The sequence below is a fragment of the Flavobacterium sp. CF108 genome (assembly GCF_900129795.1).
Classification (GTDB): domain Bacteria; phylum Bacteroidota; class Bacteroidia; order Flavobacteriales; family Flavobacteriaceae; genus Flavobacterium.
On the sequence record NZ_FQWW01000001.1, the window covers coordinates 677,046 to 692,350 of the forward strand.

Annotated in this window: 19 protein-coding genes; 11 read left to right on the forward strand and 8 right to left on the reverse strand. The window is 31.0% G+C overall.

Annotation, left to right across the window (positions count from 1 at the left end; all coding sequences use genetic code 11):
- Positions 1 to 112: 112 nt before the first annotated feature.
- From BUE10_RS02975 to nadC, 5 genes are all read right to left on the reverse strand, one after another.
- Positions 113 to 340 carry a hypothetical protein gene (locus tag BUE10_RS02975; RefSeq protein ID WP_234984701.1) on the reverse strand — a complete coding sequence of 76 codons (228 nt, stop codon included), beginning with the start codon at positions 338 to 340 and terminating at the stop codon, positions 113 to 115.
- A 38-nt stretch (positions 341 to 378) separates the two neighbouring features.
- Positions 379 to 1,131 (reverse strand): subclass B1 metallo-beta-lactamase, encoded by a 753-nt coding sequence (bla-B1-FLAV, locus tag BUE10_RS02980; RefSeq protein ID WP_073482208.1) that lies wholly within the window; start codon positions 1,129 to 1,131, stop codon positions 379 to 381.
- A gap of 11 nt (positions 1,132 to 1,142) precedes the next feature.
- Positions 1,143 to 1,571: a DUF2147 domain-containing protein gene (locus BUE10_RS02985; RefSeq protein ID WP_073482209.1), complete on the reverse strand. Its 429-nt coding sequence runs from the start codon at positions 1,569 to 1,571 to the stop codon at positions 1,143 to 1,145.
- A 1-nt stretch (position 1,572) separates the two neighbouring features.
- Positions 1,573 to 2,496, reverse strand: coding sequence for a YihY/virulence factor BrkB family protein (locus BUE10_RS02990; RefSeq protein WP_073482211.1), 924 nt, complete (start codon positions 2,494 to 2,496; stop codon positions 1,573 to 1,575).
- 103 nt (positions 2,497 to 2,599) lie between these two features.
- Positions 2,600 to 3,457, reverse strand: a complete 858-nt coding sequence (nadC, locus tag BUE10_RS02995; protein WP_073482213.1) for a carboxylating nicotinate-nucleotide diphosphorylase — start codon at positions 3,455 to 3,457, stop codon at positions 2,600 to 2,602.
- Between the two features lie 296 nt (positions 3,458 to 3,753).
- Here nadC and BUE10_RS03000 point away from each other — a divergent pair, with 296 nt between their 5' ends.
- From BUE10_RS03000 to BUE10_RS03040, 9 genes are all read left to right on the forward strand, one after another.
- Complete coding sequence (locus BUE10_RS03000) at positions 3,754 to 4,854, forward strand: DNA alkylation repair protein (RefSeq protein ID WP_073482215.1); 1,101 nt, start codon at positions 3,754 to 3,756, stop codon at positions 4,852 to 4,854.
- Between the two features lie 29 nt (positions 4,855 to 4,883).
- Positions 4,884 to 5,639: a YwqG family protein gene (locus BUE10_RS03005; protein WP_073482217.1), complete on the forward strand. Its 756-nt coding sequence runs from the start codon at positions 4,884 to 4,886 to the stop codon at positions 5,637 to 5,639.
- 132 nt (positions 5,640 to 5,771) lie between these two features.
- Positions 5,772 to 6,653 carry a pirin family protein gene (locus tag BUE10_RS03010; RefSeq protein WP_073482219.1) on the forward strand — a complete coding sequence of 294 codons (882 nt, stop codon included), beginning with the start codon at positions 5,772 to 5,774 and terminating at the stop codon, positions 6,651 to 6,653.
- Between the two features lie 2 nt (positions 6,654 to 6,655).
- Entirely contained in the window at positions 6,656 to 7,051 is a 396-nt protein-coding gene (locus BUE10_RS03015) for an OsmC family protein (RefSeq protein ID WP_073482220.1), read from the forward strand.
- Between the two features lie 2 nt (positions 7,052 to 7,053).
- Entirely contained in the window at positions 7,054 to 7,335 is a 282-nt protein-coding gene (locus BUE10_RS03020; RefSeq protein WP_073482222.1) for a GNAT family N-acetyltransferase, read from the forward strand.
- Between the two features lie 487 nt (positions 7,336 to 7,822).
- Positions 7,823 to 9,238, forward strand: coding sequence for an amidohydrolase family protein (locus tag BUE10_RS03025; RefSeq protein ID WP_073482224.1), 1,416 nt, complete (start codon positions 7,823 to 7,825; stop codon positions 9,236 to 9,238).
- A gap of 140 nt (positions 9,239 to 9,378) precedes the next feature.
- Positions 9,379 to 9,681 carry an antibiotic biosynthesis monooxygenase family protein gene (locus tag BUE10_RS03030; protein ID WP_073482226.1) on the forward strand — a complete coding sequence of 101 codons (303 nt, stop codon included), beginning with the start codon at positions 9,379 to 9,381 and terminating at the stop codon, positions 9,679 to 9,681.
- Between the two features lie 150 nt (positions 9,682 to 9,831).
- Positions 9,832 to 10,305: a 23S rRNA (pseudouridine(1915)-N(3))-methyltransferase RlmH gene (gene rlmH / locus BUE10_RS03035; RefSeq protein ID WP_053473473.1), complete on the forward strand. Its 474-nt coding sequence runs from the start codon at positions 9,832 to 9,834 to the stop codon at positions 10,303 to 10,305.
- Positions 10,306 to 10,374: 69 nt separating this feature from the next.
- The gene (locus BUE10_RS03040) at positions 10,375 to 11,328 is read left to right on the forward strand and encodes a hypothetical protein (protein ID WP_073482228.1); all 954 of its coding nucleotides are present in this window, start codon (positions 10,375 to 10,377) and stop codon (positions 11,326 to 11,328) included.
- Positions 11,329 to 11,337: 9 nt separating this feature from the next.
- Here the strand turns inward: BUE10_RS03040 and BUE10_RS03045 are convergent, their stop codons facing one another.
- Genes BUE10_RS03045 through folP form a run of 3 tightly spaced genes read right to left on the reverse strand, consistent with a single transcriptional unit; the run spans position 11,338 to position 13,300 of the window.
- A complete protein-coding gene (locus tag BUE10_RS03045; protein ID WP_073482230.1) occupies positions 11,338 to 11,970 on the reverse strand; it encodes a hypothetical protein in 633 nt (210 codons plus the stop codon).
- Between the two features lie 19 nt (positions 11,971 to 11,989).
- On the reverse strand, positions 11,990 to 12,445 hold the full coding sequence (locus tag BUE10_RS03050; protein ID WP_073482232.1) for a hypothetical protein: 456 nt from the start codon (positions 12,443 to 12,445) through the stop codon (positions 11,990 to 11,992).
- A gap of 30 nt (positions 12,446 to 12,475) precedes the next feature.
- Entirely contained in the window at positions 12,476 to 13,300 is an 825-nt protein-coding gene (gene folP, locus BUE10_RS03055) for a dihydropteroate synthase (protein ID WP_073482234.1), read from the reverse strand.
- A 230-nt stretch (positions 13,301 to 13,530) separates the two neighbouring features.
- Between folP and BUE10_RS03060 the strand changes: the two genes are divergently transcribed.
- A complete protein-coding gene (locus BUE10_RS03060) occupies positions 13,531 to 14,073 on the forward strand; it encodes a DUF1599 domain-containing protein (protein ID WP_056205972.1) in 543 nt (180 codons plus the stop codon).
- Positions 14,074 to 14,159: 86 nt separating this feature from the next.
- Positions 14,160 to 15,281 carry a BT_3928 family protein gene (locus BUE10_RS03065; protein ID WP_073482235.1) on the forward strand — a complete coding sequence of 374 codons (1,122 nt, stop codon included), beginning with the start codon at positions 14,160 to 14,162 and terminating at the stop codon, positions 15,279 to 15,281.
- Positions 15,282 to 15,305 lie beyond the last annotated feature (24 nt).

Sequence of the window (15,305 nt, forward strand, 5' to 3'; positions counted from 1 at the left end):
TTGAACAAAAATATTTAATTTCTTTCAAACCAGTTCTCCATTTGAATTCCGTCTAAAAGTTTAAAATCTTTAGTGTTATCAGTAACCAAAATCAATTGATTCTCAATTGTGGTTATCTTTTTATATCAGAAACAATTTCTTCTGCAGATTTTTCAGATGCAAAAGCTCCAAAAGATTTATAGAAATTATTCTCTTTCGATTTATTACTTTTAATAGACTTAGTTAATCGTTCTATAAGTTCAATTTTATTTGAAAAACTAAGTCCTTCAAATAAGTTTGAGTAGGTTTCCAATATATTTTTATCCGTTACAGTCATATCTCCTCTTATTAATTCAAACAAAATTAAACTATTTTTTTAACTACATCAGAATTTAATAGTTATCTGTTACTTTTTCCAGAAGATTTTTGAGCCAAATACTCATCAACCAATTTCAAAGTATGATTTAAAGATTCTGTATTAGTCCAGTCTTCATGACCCGGAATAATGTATTTTGGGTTCTTAAATTTTGCCTTCACTTTACCAATTGATTTTTTCCATTCTTTTACATCAGAATCTCCTAAATAACCAAGATCTTGAGCATCGGCACTTTTTATAAAACAAGCTCCGTAAAGCACCTTTTCTTTATTAAACCAAACTACAATATTGTCAGGCGCATGACCTTTTCCCGGATAATAAACCTCAAAAGTATGCTGCCCGACTGTAAAAGTTTTATCATTTGGAATTATAAATTCTGCTCTCGGTTTATTCTCTTTTTTAAGAATATCATCTGTTAACTTAATCGAATACGTTTTGATTCCTTTTTTCTTGTAAAATTCAAATCCTCCGGCACGATCATCGTGAGAATGCGTTGCAAAAAGCATTATCACTTCTTTATTATGTTTTGCTTTTATGCTATCTAATAAAGGTTGAAACTGAGTTTCGTCCCAAGGTGCATCAAATAAAACAACACCTTTATCTGTAACAAGATACATGGCATTGGCAGAAATCAACGTTCCCTTATAATCATGAAATGTTTTATAAACATAAAAGTCACCTGTAAGATGACTTATTGGTAATGGCGAATTCTTCTTTTGTCCAAAACAGTTTAAGGTTATGACTAAGAATAAAACTATTGAAGCTAATTTTCGCATTTAATTTTGAATTAGTTTTTTATGCGTGTCCAGTATTGTGTTCTTCCCATAATAGAAATTCCAACATAGCCGCGAAGTTTTAATTTATCTGCAGAATCTAATGAGATATAACATTTGTATTTTTTACCGCTTGTTGGGTCTAAAATTGTCCCTCCGTTATATTCTGCACCGTCTTTTTTAAGACCATTTATAATGGTCATTCCTAAAATTGGTTTGTTTTTTTCGGTACCTTCACACTTTACACAAACATCTTTTTTATGATTCTCGCGAAGTATTTCTGTAATCTTCCCGTATATTTTTCCTGATTTTTCGTAAATCTCAACTACAGATTTAGCTTCTCCCGTTTCATCATCTATGGTCTTCCATTTCCCTATAACACTTTGAGCCTGAATACTCATCGCAAAGAAAAAAACACCAATCGTTAACATCCAATTTTTCATATTATTTATTTTTTTTTTGTTTTAATTTTCTGATAGAAGCGTTCAATTCGAACCCTAAAAGCAGAATCATACAGTTTATCCAAATATAAAACATTAGAATTAATAATGTTCCAATAGAACCATAAAGTTCGTTGTATTTTGAAAATTTTATAACCCAAATCCCAAAAAAGAACGAAGATATAACAATTAGTATCGTTGTAAAAACAGATCCAATGCTTATAAAAGGTACTTTATTATACTGTTTTGTACCATAACGTAATAATATTGAAGATGTTATCAAAATCATCAAGACAACGAATAAATATCGCCCTAAAATAATAAGCGGAATACGATCACTTAATACATCCTGAATGATTGTTTTTTGAATAAAAACCTCAAAAACAACAATTGTAGCCACTGTTACAAACAATATTATTGTCATTAAAAGTGAAATTGCCAGTGCTACAAGATACTGACTAAAAAATCCACGTTTGTCAAATACGTGTTTAGACGATTCAAAACCGCTTAAAATTCCGTTAATACCATTTGCCATCAAAAAAATAGAAAGCAAAAATCCTGAAGATAATAAGCCTGAGTGACTATTATTTAAGATATCGCTGATAATTTTACTAATCGCATCATAGGTATTTGGAGGAACGCCTTGCTGTACAAACTGCAAGAAATCATTTTGAAAATTATCTATAGGGATAAACGGAATTAAGTTTAAAATAAATAAAGCAAAAGGAAACAAGGCCATAAAAAAACTAAAAGAAACCGCACTTGCATGATACGAAAATGCCCCTTCAAGAATTCCTAAAGTGTACATTTCGAGTAAATCATACAAAGAAAATCCCTCTAACCAAGGGAGTTTTATTCTTTTAAAAAGTCGGGCTGCATTGCGTATTACAGGCAGTTTTTCAATGCGCTCTTCTATTTCTTTCGACATATTTTTTTGATTTTAGATTTTAGAGTTCAGATTTTAGATTTATTTATAATCAATAGTTTTTAAAACCAAACTCATAACTTATAACTCAAAACTCATAACTTCACTAAAAAGCTTTTAAGCTCAAATCCATATTGTAAACAGAATGTGTTAAAGCGCCTGATGAGATATAATTTACACCACATAAAGCATATTCACGAACAGTTTTTTCGCTAATATTCCCCGAAGATTCTGTCTGGCATTTTGTACCAATCAAATTTACTGCCGTTTTTGTATCTGCATAATTAAAGTTATCAATCAGGATTCTATGAACGCCGTCGCTCAGTAAAATTTCTCTAATTTCATCCAGATTACGGGCTTCAACAATGATTTTCAAATCCAGATTATTCTCTTTTAGATATTCTTTAGTTTTTGAAATAGCGCGTGTTATTCCGCCCGCAAAATCAATATGATTGTCTTTTAGCATAACCATATCATAAAGCGCAAAACGGTGATTTTCGCCTCCGCCTATTTTTACAGCCCATTTTTCGGCAACTCTAAAATTTGGCGTTGTTTTGCGTGTATCTAATATTTTAGCGTTTGTTCCTTCTAAAAGTTTCATTAAATGTTTGGTTTTTGTCGCAATGGCAGACATACGCTGCATGGTGTTCAAAACCACTCTTTCGGCCTTTAAAATAGACTGTGAGCTTCCTGAAACTTCAAAAACAACTTCTCCATATTCTACATGCGTTCCGTCTTCAATAAAAGTTTTTACTTTTAGTTTTGGATCAACATGTGCAAATATCATTTTGGCAGCTTCAACACCGGCAATTATTCCCTGATCTTTTACCAATAATTTTGCCTGTCCATGTGCAGTATCCGGAATACAGGCAAGTGAGCTGTAATCGCCCGGACCAACATCTTCTCTAATGGCATTGCTTATCAAAAGTTGCAATTCTGCTTGAAATTGAGCTTCGCTTATCATTTTTCTAATTTTAATAATATGCTAAATTAGAACTTATTTTATGGATTTAAAAGTTTACTTTCTGCGAAAAGTTATTTCAAACATTAAAATTTTATTTTTTAATCATTAAGATATAAAGAGAAATTAAGCATTCTTTTCTTTAAAATCACTTAATTTTCTAATTAAACCATAAACATAAGTTTTTCACTTTCAACCTTTAAAACAACAATCCTAAATATCGTTTATAAACTTAATATCTTAATGGTAAAAAAACTAAAAAACATTAAATATCTTTGAGGTTCAATCAAGCAAAATTTATGGGATTAATTAAAGATATTTACTCGGTTTCTTTTTACGAAAAATTCAGTCAGGCTGTCGCCGAAGTGCATCCAACATTCAACAAACAAAAATTTATTGAGACAATTTACGAAGGTGATTTTGCTCAAAAAGAATGGAAAGAAAGAATGAAACATACCACAGTTGTATTTCATCAATTTATGCCTCAAAATTTCCCTGAAGCCGTTTCCTTAATTGATAAAATTATTAAAAACCTAAAGAAAAATAATTTTGCAGACAGCAATCTGGCTTTCATTTTCTTTGCCGATTATATCGAAATGTACGGTTTAAACGATTTTAAAACTTCGGCGAAAGCCTTTGTTTCAATAACACAGTTTATAAGCTGTGAGTTTGCCGTTCGTCCTTTCATTTTAAAATATAAAGAACAAATGATCGAAGAGATGACAAAATGGTCTCTGCACGAAAATCACCATGTTCGAAGATTAGCCAGCGAAGGTTCCCGCCCGAGATTACCGTGGGCTATGGCAATTCCGTTTTTGAAAAAAGATCCTTCTTCTATTCTTCCAATATTAGAAAATCTAAAAAATGATCCTTCAGAATATGTCCGCAGAAGTGTTGCCAATAACTTAAATGATATTGCAAAAGATAATCCTCAAATTGTGTTAGAAATCGCCAATAAATGGAAAGGACATAGCAAGGAAACCGACGGAATTATTAAACACGGCTGCAGAACTTTATTGAAACAAGGACATCCTGAAATTTTAGGTCATTATGGTTTAGAAAGCACCAATATTGAGCTTTCTTCTTTTGAAATTAAAACGCCTATTGTAAAAATTGGAGATTATTTACAGTTTCAATTTCACTTAAATAATAAAAACGAAGAACCAAAAACAATCCGTTTAGAATATGCAGTTCATTATAAAAAAGCAAAAGGACATTTGGCGAAAAAAGTCTTCAAAATCAGTGAGAAAATTTATCAGCCGAATCAATTAACTAAAATCGAAAGAAATCAGTCTTTTAAATTAATTACGACACGAGTTTTTCATACTGGAGCACATCAGTTGTCGATTATTATTAATGGAACGGAGAGTGAGGTTTTGGAATTTGAATTAGTCGATTAATATTAAATTATAATCTAAAAAAAATTAAAATGATATTCCCTGATTATTTAAAAGAATTTGAAAGTGACTTATTAAAATACAAATTAGACTACATTAAAATTGATGCTAAACCAATAGAAAAAGAAACCATTTTAGATTTTATCCAAAGTAAATTCTTAGGAAAGCCATATTTACCAATTGGATTTGAATATCCAAAAGATAATTCTGGAAAACCAATGATTCTATTAGCACAACTAAATTTTTCTGAAATTCCGCGACTAGAGAATTACCCCGAAAAAGGAATATTACAATTTTATATTCCAAGTGAAGATTGGTACGATATGGCTGAATTCAAAGTGATATATCATGCAGAAATAAATGATAATGAAACCAACTTCGATTTTTTAACGGAAGATTTATACGAAGATTTTCCTGTTTATTGTGAGCATATTTTATCTTTCTCTAAAGAGGAAGAATATGGCGGGACTGAAGATTTTAGATTCGATTACTCTTTTAATGACCTTGATTATTGGGAATTTCAAGAAAACCTAAATAAATCTCAACAAGAAGAAATGGATAAATTCTTTTATAATACTGGACATAAAATTGGAGGTTACGCTTTCTTTACTCAAAGTGACCCTCGAGATTACAACAAAAATGCAAAAAATGATGTTTTATTATTCCAGATGGATACAGATGAAGAAATTATGTTTGGTGATAGTGGGGTTGCAAACTTTTTTATAAATGAAGACGATTTAATTAATAAAAGATTTAAAAAAGCATATTTCAACTGGGATTGCTGTTAATCAAACAAATAGCAAATAAACTTAGAGATTTTATTTATTTTTATAAATCCAAAAACAACTTTTCTTAATCTAAATTAAGTTACAGATTTCTATCACAACTGTAATTTTGTTTTCAAATCAAATAAAAATACCATGTCAAATATCAGTTTAATTATCGAAGAACGTGCTGCCAATATTGGCAACTTTATGGTCGGCCGTTTATTGCCTTTCCGTGAAAAAAGAGCTGTCGGCCCATTTGTATTTATTGATCATATGGGACCTGCACATTTAAGTGATCACGAAAATATGGATGTTCCTCCACATCCGCATATCGGACTTTCAACTCTTACTTTTTTGTTTGAAGGAAGTATCATGCACCGCGATAGTTTAGGAACAGAATTAGAAATAAAACCAGGCGCAGTAAACTGGATGACAGCCGGAAAAGGAATTGTTCACTCTGAAAGAACGCCAGAATATTTAAGACATTCAGATAAAATGCTTCACGGATTGCAGATTTGGGTGGCTCTTCCTAAAGAATTAGAGCAAATGGATCCGAATTTTGCGCATGTTGAAGCTGATGATATTCCAGCTTGGCAAGAAGACGGAGTTTCATATAAACTAATTGCGGGTGAAGCTTTTGGAAAAAAATCTCCAGTTCCTGTTTATAGTCCGCTTTATTTTATAGAAATTAAAAGCACTGAAGCTAAAAAAATCAATATTGGTAAGGATTTATTCGGCGAAAGCGGATTATATATTTTAGAAGGAAGTATCAAAAGCGGTGAACACGTTTATGATCCAAAACAAATTTTAATTACAACTGACAGTACACTTTGTGAGTTTGAAATTGCCGAAAATTCTACGGTTTATATCTTTGGCGGACAGCCATTTCCTGAGGAACATTTCATCTTTTGGAATTTTGTTTCTTCGGATAAAAACCTCATCGAAAAAGCCAAAACTGACTGGACAAACCAAACTTTCCCTAAAGTTCCGGGCGAAACTGAATTTGTTCCATTACCTGAACCAAGAATCAAATAAATATGGATACTATATCAGCACAAATTGATACGCGTTTGTATCGAACAGAAATAAAATCAGCCAGTGGAAATGTTTTAATTTCTGATGAACCGCAGGGGCTAGGAGGAAAAAATTTAGGCCTGAACCCAACAGAACTTTTGGCCGCATCATTGGCTTCCTGCACCGTAATTACTTTACGAATGTACATTAATCGGAAACAATGGGAAGTTTCAGAGATTAATGTAAAAATTGATTTTGAAAGAGATTCTGAACGAAGTGTATCTGTATTCACAAGAAAAATTGAAGTAATTGGCGAAGTCGACGAGACTCAAAGACAACGATTAGAAACGATTGCCAACAGCTGCCCTATTCACAAAACACTTACACACTCGATAGAAATTAAAACCACACTAATATAATCATGGAAATACAACAAATTAACGATGCAAGAAAAGGATATTTTGAAGCTGTAGAAGACGAAAAAGAAGCTGGAAAAATGACTTATACCTGGGCTGGAGACACAAAATTCATTATCGATCATACCGAAGTAAGTCCAGATTTTAACGGAAAAGGTGTTGGTAAGAAATTAGTGATGGCGGCTGTAGAATATGCCAGAGCTAACGATGTAAAAATTATTCCGCTTTGCCCTTTTGCAAAAAGTGTTTTTGATAAGGTCGAGGAAATTCGTGATGTACTTTCTTAAAGGGGCTAAGGTTCTGAGTTGCTAAGGAACTAAGATTTTTTTTCAGGGACAAAGTGGCAAAGAAACAAAGGTTCAAAGATTTTTTTTACCGCAAAGCACACAAAGAATTACGCAAAGTTTTTTTCGTAGAGACGCACAGCAGTGCGTCTTTCGCATTTTATGAACTTCCTGCTTTGTGAACTTAGGTAATCTAAAAAAGACTTAGCGGCTTTGCGGTTAAATAAACTTCACGCAAAATATCGATTCTGCATGCGTGAATGGATTAAAATCCATCCCTACAATATTTACCGTTCCTTCAGAATTTTTTTTAAATTCTTTACACAACAGCTTAGCGAACTTCAAAAATCTTTATACAACCTTTACAAGAAAACTTTGCGAACTTTGCGTAATTCTTTGTGTGCTTTGCGGTAAAAAACCAACACAACGAAAATCAATTTTTAAATCTCCTCTAAAACTCTTACATTTGCATGTAATTTAAACTTAGAGTATGACAAGGATAATTACGCTTTTCTGTATTTTTATAGCACAAATCGGCTTTTCTCAAACAGCTGAAAGTTATTTAGAAAAAATCAGAAATAATGAAGCTCTCTTAACAGCTTTTTTTCAACAAATGCCAAAAGGAGGCGATTTACACCACCATTTTTCAGGATCAGTTTATGCAGAACCTCTTTTAGAAAGAGCCATTGCAGAAGATTTTTATTTGAATTTAGAAACTATGGCAGTTTCGAAAACCAAACCTGAAAAAGGAAACTGGCAGACTTTTTCTTCTCTAAAAAATGATGGCAAATTAGATTATTACGAACAGCAAGTGATGCAAACCTGGTCAGTTAAAGATTATAATGGTTCTGTTCCTTCTGACGATCAGTTTTTTGATTCTTTTCAAAAATTTGAACCTACTATCAAAGGTCATTTTGCAGAAGGAATGCTTGAATTAAAAAAACGTGCCATTGCCGAAAATGTAAGTTATATCGAGACACAATTATCAACGATTCCTTGTGATATGAATGTTTTAGATTTAGCTGATTTCAATACAAAATTGCGTCAGGCAGCCAATCAAAAAGACGAAAAAGCGGTTACAAAACTTTTAGATGAATTGTATAAATCGATTCAGAAAAAAGACGCTAAAAAATATGCTGATGATTTCAACAATAATTTCATAGCAAAACTGCACAAAGATTTAAAAATGGATGATGAGCGTTTTACAATGCGTTATCAAAACTTTGTGCTGCGTTTTATGGAACCAGTTGATTTATTCAAAAATTTAATTATCGCTTTTATTTCTTCAAGTGAAAGTAAACTTACTGCGGGTGTAAACATCGTTTCTCCAGAACATGGCGAAAATTCAATGAAAGATTATTGGTTACACATGGAGATGTTTAAATACTGCCACTCTAAATATCCTGATGTAAAATATACGCTTCACGCAGGCGAATTGACTTTAGGTTTAGTGCAGCCGGAAGATTTAACGTGGCATATTAACGACGCTATTCATATCGCCGGCGCAAATAGAATTGGTCACGGAGTCGATATTGCTTACGAAGCAAACTCATACGATTTATTGAAATATATGTCTAAAAACAACATTCCAATTGAAATCAATTTAGTGAGTAATGAGTTCATTTTGAAAGTTAAAGAAAACAGACACCCCTTTACACTTTATAAAGAATTTAATGTGCCAATTGTAATCAGTACAGACGATGCGGGAATTTTAAGAAGCAATATGACAGAACAATATGTTTTATTGGCAAAAAGATATCCTGTTGTTAATTACGAAACAATAAAGAAATACGTTTACAACAGCATTAATTATAGTTTTATCCAAGATGAATCGGTAAAAAAACAATTGACCAAAGATCTTGATAATAGATTTAAAGTTTTTGAAGCGAAGTTTTCTAAAAACTAAAGCTGTATAATCTTTGCGAAATTGCACGCAGATTTTAAACAGATTTAAGCTGATGAACGCAGATTTATTTAAACCAAAATATTAAAAAATAAAATCTGCTTAAATCTGTAAAATCTGCGTGAAAAAAAATATTTACAATTATGATTCTAGAAGTCGCATTTCTTTTTGTAAAACCTGAATTAGCATCTCAATTTGAAGCTGATTTTGAAAAAGCAAGCCAATATATTTCGTCTATTGAAGGTTATTTAGGGCATCGATTAGAGAAATGCCTGGAAGTCGAAAACAAATATCTTTTATTAGTCGATTGGAATACACTTAAAGATCACACAGTAGGTTTTAGAACTTCTAGTGCCTATTTAGAATGGAAAAAGATCTTACATCATTATTACGAACCGTTTCCTGTTGTAGAACATTTCGAAACCGTTTTTGAGAATAAAAAATAGAGCCCGCAGATTTTACAGATTCAACGGATTTACACTGAATTAATTTAAAAACAAATTAAAAAATCCTTTTTAATCCTTTTAATCTGTGGCAAAAAAATAAAAAATAAAATTCGCGCCAATTAGTGTAATTAGTGGCAAAAAACTTTACCAATGAATATCAAACTTATCGCTATAGGCAAAACAGATAATAAATCGCTTCAAACTTTGATTGACGATTACACCAAACGTTTGTCGTTTTACATCAAATTTGATTTAGAGATTATTCCCGATATCAAAAACGTAAAAAACTTATCTGAAAGTCAGCAAAAGGAAAAAGAAGGCGAATTGATTCTGTCAAAACTTTCACCAACGGATCAATTGATTTTATTGGATGAAAACGGGAAAAACTTCTCAAGTGTTGGTTTCTCTGAAGAATTACAAAAGAAAATGAATTCTGGAATCAAAACTCTTGTTTTCGTAATAGGCGGCCCATACGGATTCTCTGATACGGTTTACAGTAAAGCTCAGGGAAAAGTTTCGCTTTCGCTGATGACGTTCTCACATCAAATGGTTCGTTTATTTTTTATCGAACAATTGTATCGTGGCTTTACAATTTTACGTAATGAACCTTATCATCATCAATAAAGATTTATTAAAACTTTAATTTATAAATTAGCAATTAAATTTTACATCCTTAATTAATTATTTCCAAAAATGAATTCTTTAAAAATATTCTTTCCCTTATTCATTCTTAGCATTAGTTTTAATAGTATTGCACAGAACATAAGCTATGATCCAGAACAAAATATAACGGATGAAAATTCTAGAATGAAATATGATTATGGAACAAAAACTGCCCAATTATTTCTTGAATTATTCAAAGTTGACGATGTAATCTTTAAAAATTATAATAAAATTATAATGATAAAAGATGGGAAATTTGTCGACAATTTATATCCAAAAAGAGAAGATTATAATAATGGAACAAGCAGTTTCTACTTATACTTTTATAATTTGAAAAAAGAAAATTATGACAAAATAATTTCCATTATCTCAAAAAATGCAAAAAAAATAGATCCCAAGACTTTTAATACAAAAATCAAACAATTTATCTATTTATTCAGAGCTGATTTTAATAATTTCCAATTTAGCAAAATAGAAGCAATTAACAATGAAATAGTTATGACAAATACTGATAAAAGCGAAAGTTTTTATCTTACTTTCGATAATGAGGGGAAAATTATAAATGGAAAAAAAATTATAAAAGTCAATCATGAATATGGAAGTTTTCAGTTTGGTGAAAGTTATAAATATACATATGACAAACAAAACAATATTACACAAAAAGAAACACTTGCTTATAAAGATAATATTGTGAAAGAGGGAAACTTAAATCTATCAATTACAGAAACTTATAGTAAAACAGGTAAATTGTTGCAAAAAGACAAACTAGAATACGATTATTCTAATCCGAAAGGAAGAGAAACTAATGAAATATTTAAATATGATTCTTTAGATAATTTGATCGAAAAAAACTTAAGTTTCAATAAGAACAAAAAATTTCTTACTTATGAAATAAAATACAATAATAATATTATTCAAGTTAATAAAATACCTGCTAGTAATCCTGTAAATGCTGAAATCTATGAATTTAAATTAACCAAATAAGTTTTAAATTTAGTTAATGAATTCTACCGGAAGTTTATCAAGATTGTAAGTTACATGTTTTTGCAATAAGATTTTATATTGTATATATTCTTCATAACTCATGTTCTTATCGAAGAAAAACACCAAATCTGGCACTCTTTCAAATTTTATAGTGTAGAAACGTTGTAGTATTTCTGAAACTTTTATTTCCTTATTTGCCATGAAAACCTGTTTTTTCCCTTTTCTAAAATAAACAACAAGATTTTCTCTACTTGGTTTTTCCATTTTATAATACACTTTCGTAAAAGGCACAAAGGCTAAATTCTTTCCAATTGAATCTGCATAAGAATAATAATTTTCGGCATTTTCGTTTTTATGGGCGCTGTCGGCTCTCTTTTTTTCCTGTAATTTCATTACTTCCGGAATTACTACTTTTAGAGGCAGACGTTTGTCTATATTGAAAATCCAGTTGGTTGAAATTATTGCGCTTTTTCGATTTACATCTGCAATCGTATCTTTTCCTTCGGTTTCAAAAAAGATATAAATTGGTGAAAGATCTTTTACATCTTTTACAATTGTCATATTTGATTTTGGAAGTAAAACATCTTGTTTTTTTCCGCAGGAGAAAAGTAGAAAAGCAATAATTAGAGTAAAGTATTTCATAATATGTTAATTAGCACCTTTATTGATTTTTAGATTTTTCATTTAATAATGAATAATATCTTTTTTCTAATTTTATGTAATCATTTTTCCAATCTTGAACATTTTTTGGAACATTATACTTTGAATAGTTCAAAATTAAAATCTCATCATCTAAATCATCAAAAAAATTCCATTGTTCTATATCTTCATCCTTATTTCCATTCCAAATATTCATTTCATTTTTAGTAATAGCGATAAGAAATTTTTCACCAACATATCTATGAATTTTCCAATATAAACTTACAATATCTGTATAACTCCAATTGAAATTTATCTCGAATACTTCATAAAAGTCTACAGGATCACCTATTACATACGAAAATTCATTTTTCGCCCAACTAGGAATATCTCCAAAATAAAATAGAACAGTAGTGTTTTCTCTGATTTCAACTTTTTGAAGTGTATACAGAGTATTAAGAATGTTTGGCTTTTCCATAAACTTATCATCAATAAAAATCAACTGGAACTAATTATTCAATTTACTATATAAAATCACACATTCAATCGCTTCCTTCACATCATGAACTCTTAAAATTTTCGCGCCTTTTGTCAACGCAATTGTATTTAAAAACGTTGTTCCGTTTAAAGCTTCCTGCGGCGTGATATTAAGTGTTTTATAAATCATCGATTTTCTTGAAACTCCAGCCAAAACAGGTAATTCTAAAAGATTAAAAAGCTCCATTTTTTGCATGACTTCATAATTCTGATCAGTTGTTTTAGCGAAACCAAATCCTGGATCGAGAATCAAATCGTTGATTCCTAAAGCTCTTGCTTTCTTTATTTTTTCAGAAAAATAAAAAAGTATCTCTTTTACAATATCTTCATATTCTGTCAAACTCTGCATCGTCTGCGGATTACCGCGCATGTGCATCATAATATACGGAACGTTGTATTTTGCAATAACTTCAAACATTTTATCGTCTAACTCTCCCGCTGCAATATCATTTATAATCGCTGCGCCACTTTCTATGCTCGCTTTTGCAACTTCGGCTCTGAATGTATCGATCGACAATAAAGCTTCCGGAAAATGCTTTAAAATCAATTCTATAACAGGAACAATACGGTCGATTTCTTCTTGTTCCGAAACGAATTCGGCGCTGGGTTTGCTTGAATACGCACCAATATCAATAAATGAAGCTCCTTCAGACAGCATTTTATCAACCTGCGAAATAATTTCGTCTTCGTTTTTATATTTTCCTCCATCAAAGAAAGAATTCGGCGTAACATTCAAAATTCCCATAACTTTAGGAATCGATAAATCTATAAGCTCGCCTTTGCAGTTAATTGTCATTTGTTTTGTTTTTTTTTGTTTCAGGTTTCAAGTTTCAAGTTGACGCAGATTGCATAACTTCTAGAACTTGAAACTTCAAACCTGAAACTTGAAACATTATTTTTAAGTTTCAAGTTATCGGCATTAACAATTTGTTTAGAAAAAACTTGAAACAAAGAAAACCTTAAACTTGAAACTCTTAAAAAATTATCCTTATTTTTGGAGAAATTTTAGCAAATATACAGCAATAAATGAAGAATACTTCCCTTGAATTTGATAATGTAATTACGGTTTGCCGAACCTTATTTATCAATAAAATGAAAGATTACGGCAGTGCGTGGAGAATTTTAAGGCTTCCATCATTGACGGATCAAATTTTCATAAAAGCACAACGAATCAGAAGTTTACAAGAAAATGATGTACGTAAAGTTGATGAAGATGAAAAAGGAGAATTTATCGGAATCATCAATTATTCTATCATGGCTTTAATTCAGTTAGAATTAGGCGTTGTTGATCAGCCGGATTTGGATGTTGAAAAAGCAACCGAATTATATGATGCTAAAGTGAAGTTAACCAAAGAATTAATGGAAGCTAAAAATCACGATTACGGCGAAGCGTGGCGTGATATGCGTGTGAGTTCTTTAACTGATTTAATTTTGCAAAAGTTACTTCGCGTAAAGCAAATTGAAGATAATAAAGGTCTGACTTTAGTTTCTGAAGGAATCGATGCGAATTATCAGGATATGATTAATTACTCTGTTTTTGCCTTGATTTTAAATCCTATAAACAAATAAATTCCAATTTTTAAAATTCCAAAATCCAAGTAAAAAATTGGAATTTGGGATTTCTTTATTGAGATTTTAAATTTAATATTTACCCTATGAAAAACATCATTACTCAATTCTCCCGACTATTTGTTGGTGTATTATTTATCATTTCCGGATTAATAAAGCTGAATGACCCGGTTGGTTTCTCTTATAAATTGGCAGAATATTTTAGTGAACCAGTTTTCAATATGCCTTTTTTAGAGCCATTGGCTTTAGGTTTAGCTATTTTTCTGGTAATCTTAGAAGTAGTTTTGGGTGTAATGTTATTAGTGGGTTATAAAGCTAAAACGACAATTTGGGCATTATTGCTTTTAATCGTTTTCTTTACGTTCCTTACCTTCTACTCTGCTTATTTTGATGTGGTAAAAGATTGCGGATGTTTTGGCGACGCTTTGCATTTAACACCTTGGCAGTCCTTCACAAAAGATGTTGTTTTATTATTCTTTATTTTGATTTTATTCATCAATCAAAAATTAGTAAAACCTTTATTTTCAAATACGGTAACAAATGCAATTACTATAATAAGCGTTACTTTGAGTGCAATTATGGCGTATTGGGTTTTAAATCATAATCCTATAAAAGATTTCCGTCCTTACAAAGTTGGAACTAACATCGAAAAAGGAATGGAAATTCCGGAAGGCGCTCCAAAATCTGTAGTTGAAATGGTGTTTATTTATAAAGTAAACGGTGTTGATAAAGAATTTACAGAGAAAGATTTAATGAATATTCCTGAAGGTGCCACTTTTGTTGACAGAAAGGACAAAGTGATTACAGAAGGTTACGTACCGCCAATTCACGATTTTACAATGACAAAAGACGATTCTGACTACAAAGCAGAATTATTAAAACTGCCTAAACTTTTAATTTTTGTAACCTATGATCTGGCTTTATCAAATCCTGACGGAATGAAAAAACTAGCAAAAGTTACAGCCGATGCAAAAGCAAAAGGATATAAAGTAATTGCAATGACGGCTTCTGGAGCTGAGGAAATTGCAAAAGCAAAAAAACAATACAATTTAGATGTTGATTTTTATTTCTGCGATGCAACTGCTTTAAAAACTGTTGAAAGAGCAAATCCAAGTATCGTAGTTTTACACAACGGAACTGTAGTTCAAAAAGTACACTACAATGATGTTGATGATTTAAAACTATCTGATGTTGCTTATGGCATTTAACAATATTTGACTACAATTAAAGAC

Bases quoted from the DNA above. Each gene is read 5' to 3' on its own strand.
- bla-B1-FLAV (WP_073482208.1), bottom strand. From the start codon at position 1,131: ATGCGAAAATTAGCTTCAATAGTTTTATTCTTAGTCATAACCTTAAAC.
- BUE10_RS02985 (WP_073482209.1), bottom strand. From the start codon at position 1,571: ATGAAAAATTGGATGTTAACGATTGGTGTTTTTTTCTTTGCGATGAGT.
- BUE10_RS02990 (WP_073482211.1), bottom strand. From the start codon at position 2,496: ATGTCGAAAGAAATAGAAGAGCGCATTGAAAAACTGCCTGTAATACGC.
- nadC (WP_073482213.1), bottom strand. From the start codon at position 3,457: ATGATAAGCGAAGCTCAATTTCAAGCAGAATTGCAACTTTTGATAAGC.
- BUE10_RS03000 (WP_073482215.1), top strand. From the start codon at position 3,754: ATGGGATTAATTAAAGATATTTACTCGGTTTCTTTTTACGAAAAATTC.
- BUE10_RS03005 (WP_073482217.1), top strand. From the start codon at position 4,884: ATGATATTCCCTGATTATTTAAAAGAATTTGAAAGTGACTTATTAAAA.
- BUE10_RS03010 (WP_073482219.1), top strand. From the start codon at position 5,772: ATGTCAAATATCAGTTTAATTATCGAAGAACGTGCTGCCAATATTGGC.
- BUE10_RS03015 (WP_073482220.1), top strand. From the start codon at position 6,656: ATGGATACTATATCAGCACAAATTGATACGCGTTTGTATCGAACAGAA.
- BUE10_RS03020 (WP_073482222.1), top strand. From the start codon at position 7,054: ATGGAAATACAACAAATTAACGATGCAAGAAAAGGATATTTTGAAGCT.
- BUE10_RS03025 (WP_073482224.1), top strand. From the start codon at position 7,823: ATGACAAGGATAATTACGCTTTTCTGTATTTTTATAGCACAAATCGGC.
- BUE10_RS03030 (WP_073482226.1), top strand. From the start codon at position 9,379: ATGATTCTAGAAGTCGCATTTCTTTTTGTAAAACCTGAATTAGCATCT.
- rlmH (WP_053473473.1), top strand. From the start codon at position 9,832: ATGAATATCAAACTTATCGCTATAGGCAAAACAGATAATAAATCGCTT.
- BUE10_RS03040 (WP_073482228.1), top strand. From the start codon at position 10,375: ATGAATTCTTTAAAAATATTCTTTCCCTTATTCATTCTTAGCATTAGT.
- BUE10_RS03045 (WP_073482230.1), bottom strand. From the start codon at position 11,970: ATGAAATACTTTACTCTAATTATTGCTTTTCTACTTTTCTCCTGCGGA.
- BUE10_RS03050 (WP_073482232.1), bottom strand. From the start codon at position 12,445: ATGGAAAAGCCAAACATTCTTAATACTCTGTATACACTTCAAAAAGTT.
- folP (WP_073482234.1), bottom strand. From the start codon at position 13,300: ATGACAATTAACTGCAAAGGCGAGCTTATAGATTTATCGATTCCTAAA.
- BUE10_RS03060 (WP_056205972.1), top strand. From the start codon at position 13,531: ATGAAGAATACTTCCCTTGAATTTGATAATGTAATTACGGTTTGCCGA.
- BUE10_RS03065 (WP_073482235.1), top strand. From the start codon at position 14,160: ATGAAAAACATCATTACTCAATTCTCCCGACTATTTGTTGGTGTATTA.